The 17,753-nt window shown below is 39.8% G+C and carries 15 protein-coding genes and 1 pseudogene; 3 read left to right on the top strand and 13 right to left on the bottom strand.

Annotated features, from left to right (window positions below; all coding sequences use genetic code 11):
• Positions 1-8: 8 nt before the first annotated feature.
• From SANK73390_RS02980 to SANK73390_RS02955, 6 genes are all read right to left on the bottom strand, one after another.
• Positions 9-1,346 (bottom strand): sensor histidine kinase, encoded by a 1,338-nt coding sequence (locus tag SANK73390_RS02980; protein ID WP_462763345.1) that lies wholly within the window; start codon positions 1,344-1,346, stop codon positions 9-11.
• Complete coding sequence (locus tag SANK73390_RS02975) at positions 1,346-2,686, bottom strand: sigma-54-dependent transcriptional regulator (protein ID WP_462763342.1); 1,341 nt, start codon at positions 2,684-2,686, stop codon at positions 1,346-1,348. Before SANK73390_RS02975 ends, SANK73390_RS02980 begins: the two co-directional genes overlap by 1 nt.
• A gap of 61 nt (positions 2,687-2,747) precedes the next feature.
• A complete protein-coding gene (locus SANK73390_RS02970) occupies positions 2,748-3,953 on the bottom strand; it encodes an ABC transporter permease (protein WP_462763339.1) in 1,206 nt (401 codons plus the stop codon).
• Positions 3,954-3,964: 11 nt separating this feature from the next.
• Positions 3,965-5,278, bottom strand: coding sequence for an ABC transporter permease (locus SANK73390_RS02965; RefSeq protein WP_462763337.1), 1,314 nt, complete (start codon positions 5,276-5,278; stop codon positions 3,965-3,967).
• A 2-nt stretch (positions 5,279-5,280) separates the two neighbouring features.
• Positions 5,281-5,985, bottom strand: coding sequence for an ABC transporter ATP-binding protein (locus SANK73390_RS02960; protein WP_462763335.1), 705 nt, complete (start codon positions 5,983-5,985; stop codon positions 5,281-5,283).
• Between the two features lie 42 nt (positions 5,986-6,027).
• Positions 6,028-7,284 carry an efflux RND transporter periplasmic adaptor subunit gene (locus SANK73390_RS02955; protein ID WP_462763332.1) on the bottom strand — a complete coding sequence of 419 codons (1,257 nt, stop codon included), beginning with the start codon at positions 7,282-7,284 and terminating at the stop codon, positions 6,028-6,030.
• Positions 7,285-7,834: 550 nt separating this feature from the next.
• Between SANK73390_RS02955 and SANK73390_RS02950 the strand changes: the two genes are divergently transcribed.
• Positions 7,835-8,323 (top strand): SixA phosphatase family protein, encoded by a 489-nt coding sequence (locus SANK73390_RS02950; protein WP_462763329.1) that lies wholly within the window; start codon positions 7,835-7,837, stop codon positions 8,321-8,323.
• Here the strand turns inward: SANK73390_RS02950 and pdxR are convergent.
• Positions 8,298-9,776 carry a MocR-like pyridoxine biosynthesis transcription factor PdxR gene (gene pdxR / locus SANK73390_RS02945; protein ID WP_462763326.1) on the bottom strand — a complete coding sequence of 493 codons (1,479 nt, stop codon included), beginning with the start codon at positions 9,774-9,776 and terminating at the stop codon, positions 8,298-8,300. The genes SANK73390_RS02950 and pdxR overlap by 26 nt on opposite strands.
• A gap of 142 nt (positions 9,777-9,918) precedes the next feature.
• Between pdxR and SANK73390_RS02940 the strand changes: the two genes are divergently transcribed.
• Together SANK73390_RS02940 and SANK73390_RS02935 are read left to right on the top strand one after the other, a co-directional pair.
• Positions 9,919-10,494, top strand: coding sequence for a GNAT family N-acetyltransferase (locus tag SANK73390_RS02940; RefSeq protein ID WP_462763323.1), 576 nt, complete (start codon positions 9,919-9,921; stop codon positions 10,492-10,494).
• Positions 10,494-11,084, top strand: coding sequence for an FMN-binding negative transcriptional regulator (locus SANK73390_RS02935; protein ID WP_462763320.1), 591 nt, complete (start codon positions 10,494-10,496; stop codon positions 11,082-11,084). The genes SANK73390_RS02940 and SANK73390_RS02935 overlap by 1 nt, the downstream gene beginning before the upstream one ends.
• Before the next feature lie 462 nt (positions 11,085-11,546).
• Here the strand turns inward: SANK73390_RS02935 and SANK73390_RS02930 are convergent, their stop codons facing one another.
• The 6 genes and pseudogenes from SANK73390_RS02930 to SANK73390_RS02905 form a co-directional block, all read right to left on the bottom strand.
• Entirely contained in the window at positions 11,547-11,714 is a 168-nt protein-coding gene (locus SANK73390_RS02930; RefSeq protein WP_462763317.1) for a hypothetical protein, read from the bottom strand.
• A gap of 375 nt (positions 11,715-12,089) precedes the next feature.
• Entirely contained in the window at positions 12,090-12,674 is a 585-nt protein-coding gene (locus tag SANK73390_RS02925) for a hypothetical protein (RefSeq protein WP_462763314.1), read from the bottom strand.
• A gap of 165 nt (positions 12,675-12,839) precedes the next feature.
• Positions 12,840-12,935: pseudogene (locus SANK73390_RS02920) on the bottom strand (nuclease); the annotation flags it as partial.
• A 257-nt stretch (positions 12,936-13,192) separates the two neighbouring features.
• Positions 13,193-15,961, bottom strand: coding sequence for a hybrid sensor histidine kinase/response regulator (locus SANK73390_RS02915; RefSeq protein ID WP_462763311.1), 2,769 nt, complete (start codon positions 15,959-15,961; stop codon positions 13,193-13,195).
• Positions 15,962-16,221: 260 nt separating this feature from the next.
• Positions 16,222-17,112, bottom strand: a complete 891-nt coding sequence (locus SANK73390_RS02910; RefSeq protein ID WP_462763308.1) for a cation diffusion facilitator family transporter — start codon at positions 17,110-17,112, stop codon at positions 16,222-16,224.
• A 148-nt stretch (positions 17,113-17,260) separates the two neighbouring features.
• Entirely contained in the window at positions 17,261-17,743 is a 483-nt protein-coding gene (locus SANK73390_RS02905; RefSeq protein ID WP_261591401.1) for a GAF domain-containing protein, read from the bottom strand.
• Between the last annotated feature and the right edge of the window lie 10 nt (positions 17,744-17,753).

The raw sequence follows: 17,753 nt of genomic DNA, 5'->3' as shown, positions 1-17,753 counted from the left end.
ATAACGTATTAACTAGCACTTGAAATGTTATTTGGTATGAACACTTTAACCAATAGTCCTGTTTTGGCCTGTGTTATGTTATGCAAGCTCAAGTAACCATGATGTGCTTCTACTATTTCTCTACACAAAGCTAACCCTAAACCACTACCTGATGCCTTGGTTGAATAAAATGGTACTAGCGCATTAGCCATCACTTGCTCATTCATTCCTTGGCCTTCATCAGTAACACTTATCATCACACCTTGATCATGCGCTTCAATGCGTAAACTAACCTTATCAGCGGCACTTCCCGATTCATGGGCATTTTTTAGTAAATTTATAAGAAGTTGTTGGAGCTGCGTATTATCAGCAAAACATGGCTGGGCACACAATGTGATATCACTTTCAAACTGCCATTGCTGTGCCAATTCATCCACCAATTGATGCCAATCAATAATAGCTAATTTGGGCTGGGGCAACTTAGCGAACTTTCCGTAACCTTGCACAAACTCTGTTAAATGTTTAATGCGCTCTTCAATCGTTGAAAATACCCTAAGCAGTCTTGGCTCATCTAAGCCTTTCGTTAATATTTTGCCACTGTGTAACATCGATGACATAGGTCCCAACGAGTTATTCAATTCATGGCTAATAATGCGAATCACTTTTTTCCAAACAACCACCTCTTGACGATTTAATTCACGCGTAAGTTGCTTAAATATATATAGCTTATGACGTTGGTTATTAAGCAAAAACTGACCTGTCGCCAAGTGCCAAGTTTGCACTTCTTCTTGCTCATTAAGCATGTTAAACAAACCATCTTGTCCGGTGCTTATGGCTTGTTTAAGTTCTGCTGATGTTGGCTCTATTGCTTGCGCCAAATTCAGCCCTTCAAGGCGGCTAGCTGATAACAACAAACTACGCGCACTTAAATTACTAAACACAACAACCTCACTGCTGTTAACAAGCAGTAATGCCTGAGGGGCGCTCTCTAGCACCTTATCTAGCATTAATTCTCGCTGGTAAATCCATTGCTTTTCTTTACGCAGTTGTTCAGCTGTTTGATTATATAAAGCACATAGTTGACCAAGCTGATCATCGCTTTGATATGCCAGCTGATTAGAAAATTCTCTATCTTTAAAGTTTTGTAGGCCCAATTCTAATGCGTCTAATCCTTGCTTTACTGGCGCACAGACAAACGCCGCCAGCAACATCGTCAGTACCATGCAAAGCATCAAAATTACTATGGCTTGAGTCCAAGGTAGCTGGATATAAATGAGTACTGGTACGATGCAAAGCATCACAACCAAGAGCATACTTAGCTGGATTTTATGGACTAAAGATAGGCTAAGCTTATTGTTATGTATCATTAATAATCTATCTCAAACTTTTGTAAACGTCGATAGAGCGCTTGACGAGTCATACCAAAATGTCGCGCAACTTTGGCTATGACACCTTGGTGATCATGCATTGCTTGCTGTAACTCTTGCTTACTTGGCTCACGTTTGCTTTGTACACTTTTTGTCGTCGTTATTACTGCCTCATTATTTAATGCAAAATCATGCTCATCTAACGCCCCATCAGGTGTGAGCACGGCCGCCCTCTTGCAGGCGTTTTCTAGCTCTCGCACATTACCAGGCCAGCTGTAGCCACTCAGTGCTTGCTCAGCGCGGTGAGTTAACGGTCGGTTTGGTAAAAAATGCTTTATTAATGGCAGTATATCATCTGGTCGCTCACACAGTGGCGGTAACTGCAATTCAATCACGTTCAGCCGATAGTATAAATCTTCTCTAAATTGGCCACTGCGTATATCTTGAAGTAGGTTAGCATTGGTGGCAGAAATCACCCTTACAGTCACTTTGCGCGTTTGCACCGAACCTAAGCGTTCAAATTCACCTGTTTGCAACACTCTAAGTAGCTTCATTTGTCCCGACAAAGGTAAGTTACCGATTTCATCTAAAAACAAAGTACCACCGTCTGCGGCTTCAAAACGTCCTATGCGCTGTTTATTTGCGCCGGTATAAGCACCAGCCTCGGCCCCAAACAACTCTGCTTCAATCAACTCTTGCGGCAGAGCACCTGCATTTACTTTAATAAAAGGCTTGTCTTTTAAAAAAGAGTTCGCTTGAATAATTTCTGCAATGCGCTCTTTACCACTACCATTTGGGCCTGTGATAAGTACCGATACATCCGATTTTGCTAACTGTAAGGCCATATCAACAATGCGTTCCATGGCTGTGCTGGCATAAACAAGCCCAGCAAGATTTGCTCGTGTTTTTGGTGCATCGCGCTCTTGCTGTTGACGCTCGTAATGCGCATTACTTGCTTTGTTTTTACCTAACTCTACTAAATTGCCAATACTCGTTAACAGTTTTTGGTCATCCCAAGGCTTACCAATGTAATCAACCGCTCCGGCCTTAACAAGCTCTATCGCGGTTTCAAGTTCTGTCCAAGCAGTAATTAAAATAACCGGAAGATGGGGGTTAATTTCTCTGAGCTTATAAAACAACGCCTTACCCTCATCTCCAGAGGTTGTATCGTTTGAAAAATTCATATCTTGGAGCACTAAAGCGATACGCTGATATTGCACAATTTGCTGCGCTTCAAATGCATTTTGAGCCGTGACCACACTATAATCATGTATCTCAAGCAGTAAAGACAACGCCTCTAAAATCGAGGGGTTATCATCAACTATCAGTATTTTTCCCATATTATTCTTATACTTCAATGTGCTACACTGCGCCAGTGTAGCACACCTATTTACCTATCGTTTAGATGGTTCTCGTAGCAATGCTAGGTGAAATATTTGCCGCACGTTTTGCAGGGCCAATCACAGCCAATAAACTAATCACGAGTACCGATACTGCCGTTGTAATAATAAAAGACAGAGGTAATTGAGCCAGCGAATAATGCTTCATTAACTGTTGCGCCATTAACACTGCCAATACCGAACCTGTCACAAGCCCAAAGGTCGAAATGACACTATTTTCGATTAAAAAATATCGAACAATATCCGATTTACGTGCGCCCAAAGCTCTGCGTGTACCAATCTGCTTTGTTCGTTTGTTAATATTAAACAACGTCAAACCAAATATACCCAGCGCTGTTATCAATACTAACACCACTATCATTACCACCAACATACGCATAGTGAGTTTGTCGGATGATACATATTCAGCTTTTAAGTCCTCAAAACCGCGAATGTTTTCGACCACCCGCTGCCTGTTTGAAGACAACATATGCTGTTCAACCTGCTGCATCACTTGCGCTCTTTCTCCTGGCTGAGTGCGAACAATAAACTGTGTCAGTTTGTCAGCCATTACAAAAGGAACGATGACTGACCAATCTCGTCTATCTAACTTTAGCCACGGTCCTTTCATTACGTCCGTAATACCGATAACTTTTACCGGGTTATCTCCACGATAAATCGTATTACCTAATGCGTCACCATCAGGAAATAACTCTTCAGACAAGGCTTGTGTGATAATTCCAACAGTAGGGTATTGCGCATAATCATTCGACACCACCACTTCTGAGTCTGTAAAGTTACGCCCCTCAATAAGTTTTACACCCACTGAGTTTAAAAAATGAGAGTCGGCTTCAAAAATACTGGCATTAAGGCCTTTACTTTTTTGTCCTGTTGGCTGCAAACGATATGTGCTAGACGACCCTCCGCCACTTAATGGAACTGCGTTAACAATCACCGCATCAATCACACCAGGGATCTCTCGTAATGTGGACTCATCTAGCTCAGCTTGGCGCAAGTAATCCACATCATTCCCAAAATGCATCATTTGAAATGTAAAAATGTCTTTTTCAACAAAGCCTGTGTCTTGGTTTAAATAAGTCATTTTTTCACTAATGATAAACGCCGAATTACTCACAACGGCTGTAGTAATTGCAATTTGCAACAATAATAAAATGGCGCCAACTTTAGAGCGACGCAATGCATTTAAAATTGGTTTTAGCTCAGACATAATTACTATCCTTATTGGCTTTTTAAATAAATGGCAGGAGCGGTTTTACAAACAATCCAAGCCGGATATAGCCCCGCAATAATACACGCGACCATTGCGATAGCTGGGGCTGCAAACAACATAGTAACGTCCATACTTGCTAAAGCGTCATAGGCACCATGGCTGGCTCTTACACCCCATAACCCTAGTTGTGCTAACATAATACCCAATACGCCGCCTAGTAATCCCAACAGAGTTACCTCAACCAAATGCTGATAAAACACCTGTCGTTTAGATGCACCTAATGCCCTACGTACTCCCACCTCTGGCGCTCGACGTAAAAACTTCGCCAACAGTATGCTTAAGATATTGGCAATACACACAGCCAAAAACATAAAGCTCAGTGCCACCATAATCTGATTGTCATGCTTTACCACACCTCGGTAATCCATAAGCTCCATCACATTAAACAAGTTGTAAGTAAGCTGCTCACGATTAAAGCGCCCTAACGTTTGCTGTTGCTGCATATAGCTCATTAAATACTGAGCAAACTCTTCCTGCTCTTGTTCATTTTCAAGCTGCACCCAAAACTGCCACCAAAGGTTTTCTGATGCCATTAGCTCTTTAAAGGTATTATCTGATTCATGTTTCCAACCGTTAGTATTGCCCGCGGTTGTTATTTCATATGCAGCACCCATGGTGAATGGCATAAAAATGTTTTCAGGGTCTTTAAACGAACCATTATTGGGGTCGTAATACTTCACAGGCGTATGCCAATCTTCTATCACACCAACAACTTGTACATAAATATCATCTAGATAAAAGCTCTGCCCTACCGAGTTTACGCCTTTAAATAACCTCTCGTTGATGCTCTTAGAGATCACCACCACTGGCGCAATATCATCTTGCTGTTGCTGCGTCCATGTACCACCATAGATAAACTGCAGGTCAAACATTTGAAATATATCTTTAGAAGATAAACGCACCTCTTGAACAAATGGCTTGAACTGCGCAGAGTTTAAATGTACTGAAAACCCCGCTTTATACATCGCTGAACGCAAATAAGGAAAATTACCGTTTTGTAAGTTAATGGCATCTTGGTATGTCACCTGAAATGGCACGTCATCCTTTGACCAATAACCTTCTCCATCATCCATAGTTTGCAACTGCACATGGTGCAGGCGTTCGCTTTTATTAGGGATAGGGTCTTTTGTCATCATATGATAGATAGACAAACTAGTCATGGTGACCCCTATTCCAATGGCAATCGCAAACACCATTAATGCACTCACCATGGGGGTGCGTTTAAAGCTTCGCCAACTCAAATCCACATAATGTAAAAACATAATTACGCTCCCACTGCAACTGCAGGGTTGCCTTGGTACAAGGTAAAGTCAGCCAATTGACCATCCACCACTTGAATGTTTCTTGGTGCTCTACGAGCAAGCTCTGGGTCATGCGTTACCATCACAATAGTTGCGCCATCGCGGTTAATTTGCTCAAGCAACTCCATCACCTGACGCGCCATTAAACTGTCTAAGTTGCCTGTAGGTTCATCGGCAAGCAAAAACCTTGGTTCACCTGCCAATGCCCTTGCTATTGCAACCCGTTGTTGCTGGCCACCTGAGAGTTGTTGCGGTAAGTGTTTAGCACGGCTAGCCAAACCAACCTGCTCTAAACGCTCCATCACTCTGCGTTTACGCTCAGCCGCTTTAATACCACGATAGCGCAGCGGCACTTCAATGTTTTCAAAAAGATTAAGGTCAGGAATAAGATTAAACCCTTGAAAAATAAAGCCTATCTTTTGATTCCTTAAATCAGCACGCTGATTATCATTAAGGCTTCCTACATCTACGCCATCTAGCAAGTATTGTCCGTTAGTAAATGTCTCTAACATGCCCGCTATATTTAAAAACGTGGTTTTTCCAGAGCCTGAAGGGCCGGTTACGGCAATAAACTCACCTTCTTCCACTTGTAAATTAAAGTCACGTAAAGCGTGCGTTTGCACCATATCGGTTTGATAAACTTTATTGATATTGTTCATTGTTAACATAATAATTTTCCTGCTATTAATTCTGTTCGATATATGTTGTGCTTAGCGCAAAGTAACTTGCTCAGCTTGTTTAAATACTTGATAATTTGAAATAATTATTTGGTCACCCGCTTGCAAGCCAGCTAAAATCTCTACCGCATTAATACTGATGGCCCCTGTTGAGATATTAATTTTGCTTGCATTTTCGCCATCAACTTTATAGGCAAAATTACCGCCAGACTGCATAAATGTACCTCGCTTGACCATCAACACATCTTGCTTGTTTTCCAATAAAACACGTGCTGACAAACGCTGATTTTGACGTATACCTGTCAGCCCACTTTGGTCAAATCTAACCCGTGTTGTCACTTCTCTTTGATTTACTTCAGGTGAGATAGAAGAAAGCTCCCCCATCACTTCTTGGTTACCAATTTTTAATGCTACCTGCATACCTAATCCAAGCTCGTTGGCATAACTTTCAGGGACCTGTATTTGCGCTTCATACGCGCTTAAGTCGACCAAAGTCATCAATGCTTGATTTTGTGACACGAGTGCTTGAGGCTGCACCAATAAATTGCCAACGATGCCTGACACACTTGCCTTGATATGTAAGTTATTGACTTTACGATTGAGTTCATCCACGACTAACTGTTGACGTGCAACTGTGCTCTGCACTGACTTCAGTTCAAATGCCAAAGTATCTTTGGCAAGTTCAACCTCTTGTTGTGCATGCTTATATTCTAATTTTGCTTTGGCTAGATCATCAACCGCTTTTTCTAGGTCAATCTGGCTGATTAGGCTCTTTTGAATTGACAACTGCGCACGACGATTTTCTCTTTCAGCGGCGCTTAATTCAACTTGTGCCATATCCAATGACTTATTTAAGCTCAAAGTTTGACGACGAGCTTCTAACTTCCTTCGTTCTAACTCACCCAATAACCTTTGTAACTCAGAGTTCTGCTGCTTTAGCTCATTTTGCAATTCAGGACTCGTTACTTGTGCAACATTTTGCCCTTGAGCTACTTTATCACCCGCTTTAACCAACAAATTAATTACGCCTTGCTCAGGGCTATATACCTGCGGCGCATTAGCCGCAACAATGCGACCCGTCGCAGAAATATCTCGTACGAGATCGCCATTAACAACCGTCGCAAATTTAAGGTCTTCTTTTGCCACTGATAAGCTCGATTTTGATGCAGACATAAACGCATTCGCTGACATCATGCCACCAGCTACAACCGCAGCAAAAATAATGAGTGGTTTAATCGTTGAACGTTTCGCCACAACTGCTTTATCTTGACCACTTGTATCTTTAATCATAAATGTCCCTTATTAGAATGTTGTTTGTTCAATCACAGTAATGGCACTTGCTATAAGCAGCATAATTACAGGCGATATTAAAAAAAGTGAACAAAGCAACATATCAAGTACCCAATAAATATAGATACCGTGATGTATTCCAATTACATGCCAAAACTAAACACCATAAAAAACAACAGGTTAAATTTTTTCAGCTCAGTGAAATCCGTCCGCGGACAGAAAAAGTGTCCGCACCGGACACATTGGGAAGGCATGAAATACCACACCGACGAGAGCACCATTAAGGGAACATTGCCAGAGTACACGGTAGCTGATAAAGTGACTGTTAACTATAAGGTAATCTCAGCTCTGAATAAGCGAATTTGCCCAATAAAGCTATTTTTCTCACTCTCGGCGTTGCTTTCATTTGTAATAGAGCGCTATTACTGCATAAAAGCGCCTTGATATTGAGCAAAATATCATCATTGGATTGTACGTAATGTTTGTTGAAAAAATATCCTCTATTACAAAACCCTTATCCAAACCTGAGGTTAAGTACAAAAATAAGAACATGAAAATTAAATATTTTTTATTCCCTTTCCTGCTTTTAAGTCAGGCTGCACTGGCATTACCTGAGCATATTATTTTGTTCCGCCATGCTGAGAAAGCAACTGGCCCTGATCCACAACTATTAGATATGGGTAAGCGCCGCGCCAACCACTTAGTCACGATGTTCAGTGAACAGCCCATCAAGCAATTATTCAGCACCGATTACAAACGCACCCAACAAACTATTGCGCCACTGGCCAAGCACCTTAATTTAGTAGTACACAGTTATGATCCCCGTGATTTAAAAGCATTTGCTCAACAACTTAAGCAGCTGGCAGGTAGCATAGTTGTGGCAGGGCATAGCAATACTACCCCTGAATTAGTACAGTTACTGAGTAACCACATTGTCAGTATCAACGAAGATGAGTTTAATAAAGTGTTTGTGGTGAGTTTTAGCACGCCCAGTAACGCGCAGGTATTAACCCTTAGCTCAGATATTGGGGGTAAATAATTTTCATTAACGCAGTAAGCCCGGCTTGCATTTGTTGGGTATTTTGCCCAGCAAAACCAAGCCTAATATGACGCATATCGGCAATATTTGGCTTAAGAGATCGGGCACTTTGAGCAAAGTAAAATTCATCCTCAGTTTGTAAGTAAATGCCTTTGTTATGCGCTGCATGTTTTACATGCTGCACGTTAACTTGGCAATCAACCCACATCGCCATGCCACCGTCAGGTTTTATAAATTGTAAGGGCAACCCTTGCTGCTGACACTGTGTTAGCGTATCAGCCATGGCATGATATCGCGTTTTGTATAGTTTGGTTGCTCGCTTTAAGTGACGCTCAAATTGCCCTGCAGCCATCCAATAAGCCACGCCAAGCTGAGTTAATACATCATTCTTATGATTCATTAATTGCTTGCGAGCACGCATTTGTACAAGTATTTCATCAGCTGCGCTTACATAGCCTACGCGCGCGCCTGCAAACATGAGTTTTGAGAAGGTTGAAATATAAATCACAATGCCCGCAGGGTCATCGGCTGCCATAGGCTGCAGTGGCTGACACCGATAATGAAACTCATGATCATAATCATCTTCAATTATTACTACACCATATTGATAGCACAGCTTATATATTTGCAATCTTCGCGTAGGTGAAAGCGTAACGGTGGTGGGGTATTGATGTAACGGAGTAAGATACAGCATCTTGATATTATGCTGTTTTAATTGCAGTTCAAAATCTGCAACGCAAAGGCCTTCTTGATCTTGCTCAATATCAATTAAACGCGCCCCACAAGCCGAAAAAGCTCTGCGTGCAGGTGGATAGCCTAAAGTTTCGCATGCTACATAATCACCCGAGGTAATAAACACACTTGCTGCTAAAAACAATGCTTCTTGTGAACCATTGCACACCAATAGGTCGTCTACTTTTAAACTTCTTGCGCGATATAGATAGGATTGAATTTGTATTTTAAGCTCATCAACCCCGCCAATATCACCATAGTGCAGCTTCGTACTATCAACGCGTTGACAAATCTTGCTTAACGCACTTTTAAACTCATTAAATGGAAAGCTTGCAATATCTGGCAAACCACCAGCAAATTGATACAAATATTGGCCAAGATCATGGGTAACAGGCTCCGACATAGTCGTAGCAAACGTTAAATGCTTTTTTTGATATTGTGGCTGCTTTTGTTGCTGGCAACTTGAATCTATAGGCAAAGAGCGGGTGACAAAGTAACCTGACTTTTCTTTAGACTCTAACCACCCTTCGGCTACTAATAGCTGCAACGCATTCATTACGGTATGGCGATTAATCTGATACACATCAGCCATGGTACGCGCCGAGCTTAATTTAGTGCCCTTTATCAACTCACCCGCTTTTATGGCCTGACGTAAGGTGTGTGCCAATTGCACATAAATCGCCTCCTTACTTACGCTGGTTTTAAATTCTAGTGGGTGCACTGGCATCAACTTTTGATTTGCTTACTTATAAACTAACTTACTAAATCAGTCTGGTCTAGACAAAAACAAATTTCTGGTTGTTTAGTTTAAACCAAAATTTATTAAAGTTAGCCCATGAGTAATCACTTATGAGTACAAAACAATGTTAGAAAAACACAGTTTAAGCACGGATAAAGTTACCCTTAAGCCTCTTTCCCAGCAGCATCTAGACGAACTATTTTCAGCAGGGCAAGACCCAAAACTTTGGCGTTGGATTTTAGGCAATTATTGTAAAACCCCACAAATACTGAGTGAGTGGTTTTATAATACCGCTCAGTTCGACCCAGATCAGCAATTGGTAATGGGTATTTACAGTAAAGCAGATAAAAAAATTGTGGGCACCACACGCTTGTTTAGGCTTGATAAACAAAACCTCAGTGCAGAAATTGGCCATACCTTTGTCGGCGTACCTTGGCAGCGCAGCTGCATCAATACACACAGTAAGTATTTATTATTACATTACGCTTTTGAAACACTTAAGTTGGTTCGCGTTACTTTTGGTACACACGAACAAAACCAACTCTCTAGAAATGCCATTGCACGCTTAGGCGCTCGCTTTGAAGGTATTTTTTATAAAGATAAACGATTGGTTGATGGCAGTTTTAGAAATACCGCACGCTTTAGCATTATTGATCAACAGTGGCCACAAATTAAAGCGCAATTGCAGGAGAAGTTATAATGTATCCACCGACGCATTTTCAAGATAATACACTTGAGCGAATATTATCATTGGCTCAACAAGCGCCGTTAGCCACTATTTTATTTCAAGCTAAGGACGATAACCTCAATCATGTTATTTATGCTCCCTTAGTGTTTGATGACAAACAGTACCTATTCATTGGCCATGTCGCCGCCAATAACCCGCTTATAGCTGCAAAAAACAGTCAAGTTAAAATATTATTTCATGGCCCTAACGGTTATTTGTCACCTAATCACAGCGAACACTTGGTCGTGCCCACTTGGCTTTACGCCAACGCACAACTGACGGGGCTACTTAAGGTAGTGCCTGACACTCACACTAAACTAAGCATGATAAACCAGCTCACATACCACTTTGAACAAGCCTTTGAGCACCCATGGCCTGTTAACGCGTTAAGCGATGCCAAACGCGACACTATGCTTAAGCATATCGAATTTTTCACCATTTCAATACAGCACTGGCAAGGCGATTTTAAACTCAGTCAAAACAAACCTAAGCATGTTAAAATACAAATAAAACAAAGCCTTGCTAAGCAAGGTGATATAGCGCTTGCTAAAATGGTGGATTAGCGGTTTTATAGGGGTGGCCCACTAAGGTAAGTTCACCAACGTATTGAGAACAATACTAAGTAGATTTGGCTGATCTTGTCTACTGTGACCTTATGCGCTCTGTTTGAGCACACTCCATGTTTATTAAAGCCTTACCATAGGTGACAGAAGGAGGAGAGGACATATATATCCACGTTATTTATTTAAAGTGTAGGATAAACTTTAAATAAGCCCGAATTCAGGTAGTAAGTGCACCACTTTACTAAAAGTGATGCCTTATTCAAACAATGCAACAGCCACCCGATTACCAAGTGAATGCTCAGCATATGGTACTATTTCACGTGCTTTAGTTTACACATTATTTAAGATCGCCATTCTGACTTTAGAAAGTACGAAATACTGTTATAGCATTGGCCAGAGTTTGGTGATTATTTCTGCATCTACCCAGTAAATATCACCTTTTGGCTCACTGCCATCACTTGCTTATAATGGAACACGGTTGAAAAAAAGATATTTACCATCAGGTGACACATAAGCCCCAGCCTCTACCTGCTTCGTATTGATCGTTTCACCTAGATAAAATGCCTTACTCCAATCTCCATTAGTTTGACGAAAACTGATATACAGATCTTTGTCTCCATATCCGCTCACCTTCTCGCTACCCCAGATGATATAAGAATCATCTTGAGTAATAAATGGGTGGGCAGTCCATTTACCTGAGTTAATGTGTGGTCCTATCTCCTAATTGAAATTAGGAAATAGCTTAAACATTTTAATGAGTCACTGGCTGGTGCGCTTTACTAGGCGCTTACATTCAAAGTTAAAAATTAACTAGATAAATGGCACGAGGCGACTAAAAAATCACCTTGATTGGTTAGTATTGTTTATTTTGCTCTATGCTTATACTCACAGAGGTTCGCAGTGAATCTAACGTGTATCTAAATTAATTTGCTTAGGAAAGTTTAAGGAAAGGCTTAGCCATAATACTAAGCCTTATAATTAGGGACTAATTTAAGTTGTTAGGAATTAGTTATTAATTTCGATTTGCCCGACAGCAATGGAACCACTTTTCCAAGTAGTGCGGCATTTTAGTGTCAATACGGCGTCACTTTCAAAGTTATTATCAAGCGTGGTTGTATAAGATACAAATTGCTTTGCACTATTTGAATTGTCTGAAATATCAGCCCAATCAAAGCCTTTACCAGTACTAAATTTAAACCATTTATCTTTTCCGCCATCACTAATTTTACGTACACGAGAAATTGAACAACCAGCATTTGTGCCTGTTAAGCCCTCTGTAATACCATGAATCGTCAGTTCAAATTGACCGATCGTATTATTTAAAGGAACATTACAATTAAAATAGCGATCTGAGCGAGAAAACTGAGGATCGAATATGAAGTACCCATTCTCTATGGGGCCTGTTTGTTCAAGAGCTATTTGTTTAAGTGCAGGAAGGTCACCGAGCGAGGCGATTAAATTGTTAACTGCATTTGATTTGAATCCAGCATCTTCTGAGCACTGAGTAGAGCCATCAAATACAGCCGCTTGTGTAATTGAAGTAACTGATGCTAAAGCGATTACTACAGCCATTTTTTTCATTTTCAACATATGTATATCCTTATATGATTGATAGTTTTGTACCTAATTTAGTTAATGCTATCATGCAAAATAAAATAAACAACCACTTTTTAATTTAAAATAAAACATGAGACTTTTAATAACGCTAGTATATTCCTAATAATTTGGTTCATTTAAGTTCTTGATTTATAAATTCTAAACACTTCGACATTTAGGAAGTGCACTACAACCTAAAAATTCATTTCCAGCATTTTTGCCTTTGGTCACTTTGCGTAAAACCATGTCAGCGCCGCACTTGGCACATACTTATAGGTCACAAGGGGTCACCCATTTTTTTGGCTAACAACTAAACAAAACAGCCATAATTAAATTATCAAACTATTACTATGTAAAAAAACCAGTACCTTTGATACTTTCACGCCAAAAGCATTCCTTTACAACTATTTTAGTTTTATCCAGAGTTTAGGTTTTAATTACAAAGTGTTAAGTACAACTTTGCCTACTTTTTCAGCATGATTATACTTAAGTGTTTAGGGTTATATGGCTATTTATGTAATATCCTGCTTACTACGCTTCAATGCTGTATACAGCAGCTCTTTATCAATTGGTTTTGCTACAAAGTCATTCATGCCTACTTGCAAACATTTTAACCTATCTTCACTATAAACATTGGCTGTAATAGCGATAATATTTGGTTGCCCGTACTTTTGAGGCTCTTTGCGAATATGTTCTGTGCATTCATAACCATCCATATTAGGCATTTGACAGTCCATAAGGATGATATCAACGCTGTGATCTTGTAAAAACCTTAAGGCTTCAACGCCATCCATTGCCTTATACAAATTACACTGTGTACTTTGTAACGCTTTAGCGACAACAATTTGATTAACCATATTATCTTCAACAAGCAACACGTTTACATTACTGAGATCAAGCTTAGTCTGAGGTTGGCTAAATTCGACTGCAAGCTGCGCTTTTACTGCTGGTATACTTAATGTAAAACAGCTGCCTACTCCTGGTTCACTTAATACCTCTAAACCACCGCCCATCAAAGTGGCTAAACGCTTTGAAATAGTTAATCCAAGACCAGTGCCACCATAACGACGGGTAGTAGATACATCCCCTTGTGTAAACTCTTGGAACAGCTTTGCTTGCTGCTTGTTAGATATACCTATACCGGTATCTTTGACACAAACTTGCAACTGCTCATCTTGATAGCTCACTTGCAAAGTAATATTACCCCGCTCAGTAAACTTACCTGCATTATTAAGCAGATTATTGGCAATTTGCGTCACTCTCAACGAATCAATTAACAAGCATGCAGGTAACTCAGGAGACAATTGATACTCAAACTCTACGTGCTCTTTTAAGCCCGCTTGCTTGAAAAGTGACGCTATATTGTCAAACATTTTCAGCACATCTGATGGATGCGTGTCAATGGTTAATGCCCCAGCCTCTATTTTTGAGTAATCAAGTATATCATTTAGGATTAGTAACAAATTTTTGGCAGACGTGTGAACAATCTCTAATTGCTGTAAGGTTTCTTCATCCGCTTTTTTCTGTTCAAGTAAAATACCTGTTAAGCCAATAATACCATTCATTGGTGTACGAATTTCATGACTCATATTCGCCAAAAATCGACTTTTTGCTTTATTCGCATTATTAGCAGAAGCAACAGCCTCTAGCAGTTCCTCAGTTTTCTCGTTAACTTGTTGCTCAAGTTCACGATTAAAATTAGTAAGCTTTTTGTTTAACTCTTCATTTTCATTATTAGCTAACTCTAGTTTAGAAAAGTTCATCGTAAGCTTAAAAGCTAATTGATTGAAGTGCTGCTGCAAGGTAATAACCTCTAAGCAACTTGCGTCCTCGCTTGCAGAGTTTTTCAATAACGAGCTGGGTTCAAAACGATTTATATCGTCACTTAATGCACCAATGGGTTTTACCAAAAACCGTGATAATTGGCTAACAAAAAAACTACTGAGAATTATTATAGCCAGTGCCAACAACAATGATTTCATCCATGCAGAAGCTGCCGCTAAACGAATTAGGTGACCTTCTAAAAGGGTAACAACAGTCCAATTGAGTCCGTCGACTTTTACTGCATGGCGATAATATACTTCTCCTTGTTCTGTAGTATAGGACGATTGCATACTATCAAACCAGCCATCAAGTATTGGGGGGGTCACAATATCAAGCGCACTGAATGATGAAGAAAGTGAACTGAACACAACTTGATTCGCGTTATCTAAGATGATTAGATCGCCTTTATTTGACAAAATATTCGGTTGAAAACGAGCAAATGAGCCAAAAAGTACTGAAGCTTCAACAATACCGCTAAACTCGCCCTTCTTAAAAACAGGTGCTGATATTGCAACAATTAGATCACTTCCAAAACCTCGGCCTTTTAAAATTGGCGAAATATAGCCATTAGGATAAAATGGAGCCTGAACAAAATACTCTCGTTCAACCACAGACAAAGACTCTTCGATACGGTTACTTTTAAACACCCTTGGGTAAAATGATTGAACCAAACCCTGATTATCAGCGAAAATTGCGGTTCTTAAGTCAGGCTGAAGGTCTACAAGAGATTTTAAAACTGAATGCTCATCTAAGCCTAACTCAACAGCTTTAGCCGACCCGACTACCGCGCGACGATAATTTTGTAAATAGTCATGAAGCTGAGTACTAATATTAGTGGCTGAGCCATGTAGTTGCTCTTGAACCTCAAACTCAATCCGACGATAGTTATTATTAGTTAAAACAATGGAAGTAATGAGCACAACTAGCACTATCAACAAGCTTATGGTGTAGTTTAAGATGGAATTAAGAGGCCGTGCCCGCCATAAGTGGCGAACAAAGAAAAAGCTAAGCAAGTCAACTACGGCAAGATAAAGTGCTGCATTGATAAAGTACTTAGCCAGCGCTGTCACAATCACTAAATTCGGCAAACTAAGTAAATAGTGTCCAAATATCAATAAAATAGGCAATCCAACTGCAAGCCAAAAGCCTAAGCCCCGTATAAAAAATGGTTTTCCTTTTTGTACGCAAAATATTTGCAACCAAATAATTTCTAATACAAAAACGACAGATGGCCAGCTATGTCCCCATCGATAAAAAATAAACCCTGCTCCAATTGCCACAGCAAGCAGTGCATATTTCCAGCCAAACAATACCAAACATAACAATACAAAAAGCTGACCGAATAAAAATTCAGATGAGTCTAAAAAAAAGAAAGGGAGTAAATTGGCTCCTCCACCTAACCCGCCAATAACAAGCGTTAAGATAAAAGGCATATATTTATGAAGATAATTTGGCACAGAGTATTCCTGATAAACTACCCTATAAAGGTAAAAGAAAATAAGCTTCTTGCCAACTATTTAGTCACTTTTGATAACTAAAAAACCAAATTTAATCTATATTATTGCAAATATAGTCATTAACAAGCGAAACATCGCTGTTGTGTATTTTTCTCGGCAACTTATCTTTAGTCCAAAGCAGCTAATCCATAAAGTCACCTTAGGGCATGATTTTGCTGCAGTAAGTTCAACAAAATTCACACCTCAAAGATAAACACATCCTAGTGTAAAGGGCATTGATGGCTTTCTATTTGCAGCACACATTGCTCTACATTGAAACGATTTTTTAGTACTCCTTCAACTTGTAACCTACATGAAGAATCATGTAATTCAACAGTACAGTGATGCTTCAATACGATATGTGCACCAATAGCCAGCTGACCATCTAATTCGCTAACAGTAATATTATGCACACTTTCAACATGCTCTGTAGATAAAATCTCTCTTTCAACTTGAGTAATTTTTGGTAATTTTTTATGAGGTAGAAATAACCCAATAACACAGCTTTTCACTACCTTAATACCAGTAAATAAAACAAACACAGAGATCAGTAAGCTCGAGATAACATCTATAATCCCCCACCCTGTTACATAGATCATAATACCAGCTATAAAAGTAGAGACGGTAGAGAGTAAGTCAAAGAAAGAATGTAAAAACACTGCATATACGTTAATGCTGTCTTTTCTTCCTTTATACAATACCCAAGTAGACAAGCCATGAAACAAAAATCCAATAGCAGCAATAACAGACATTAGATAAGAATTAACTTCCAACTGATGTCCATCATTGTGGTGAAGAATACGCTCTGTTCCTTCTGCCATGATAAGTATAGAAATAGCCAGATAAAGCATGCCATTAATAAGGCCGCCTACATACTCAGCTTTTTTATAACCATCGTTAAAATTTTTAGCAAGGTATACAGCAATACTCGAAGCGATCAGAGCGATAAAAAGCGAGCTATTGTGAACAAATAAGTGTCCAGCGTCTGCCAGCACCGCTAATGAATTAGCATAATACGCTCCAATTAGCTGAATAACCATAAATGAGCAAGTGATTGCCAACGCAATAAGTAGTCTGCGCCTTGAAGCTTTGTGAGTTGTGATGTCAGTCATTGACAGATGGAAAACCTTAAAAAAATGAAATGCACCGCAAGGGTAATGATATACAGTCTCAATTGTAACTATTTTTCATGCTTGGCGCATTAAAAACCTGACCTACACTTTATTTTTATTCATTTCTCCCACTAAAATATCTAATACGCTAATGGCAAAACTCAGCCATTACTTTGTCTGCTACCTCACGTAGCACTTTAATATCATCATCATCAAAAGCTCGAGGCTCAATATCAATCAAGCATAAAGTACCTAACGCACTGCCATTTTTATGAATTAATGGTGCACCAGCATAAAAACGAATATAAGGAGGACCAACTACCAAAGGATTATCCTTAAAGCTCGCGTCGGTTAGTGCATTGGAAACTACAAACACATCAGGCGACAAAATAGCATGACCACAAAATGAAATATCTCTGCCTGTCTGACATGCTTCTAGCCCAACTTTAGACTTAAACCACTGTCGGTCACTGTCTACCAAGCTAATTAAAGCAACAGGTACACAAAATACATGCGCAACAAACTCGGTTAGTCTATCCAACTTAGGGTCAGGCTCCGAATCTAATATCCCAAGTTGATTGAGTGTTTGAATTCTTAATGGCTCATTTGCAGGTTGTTCGGGCTTTTTCATAATGAAAGTT

Source organism: Pseudoalteromonas sp. SANK 73390 (assembly GCF_054966645.1).
The sequence above is the reverse complement of the archived record's forward strand: the minus strand, read 5'-3'. Positions and strand labels throughout refer to the sequence as shown.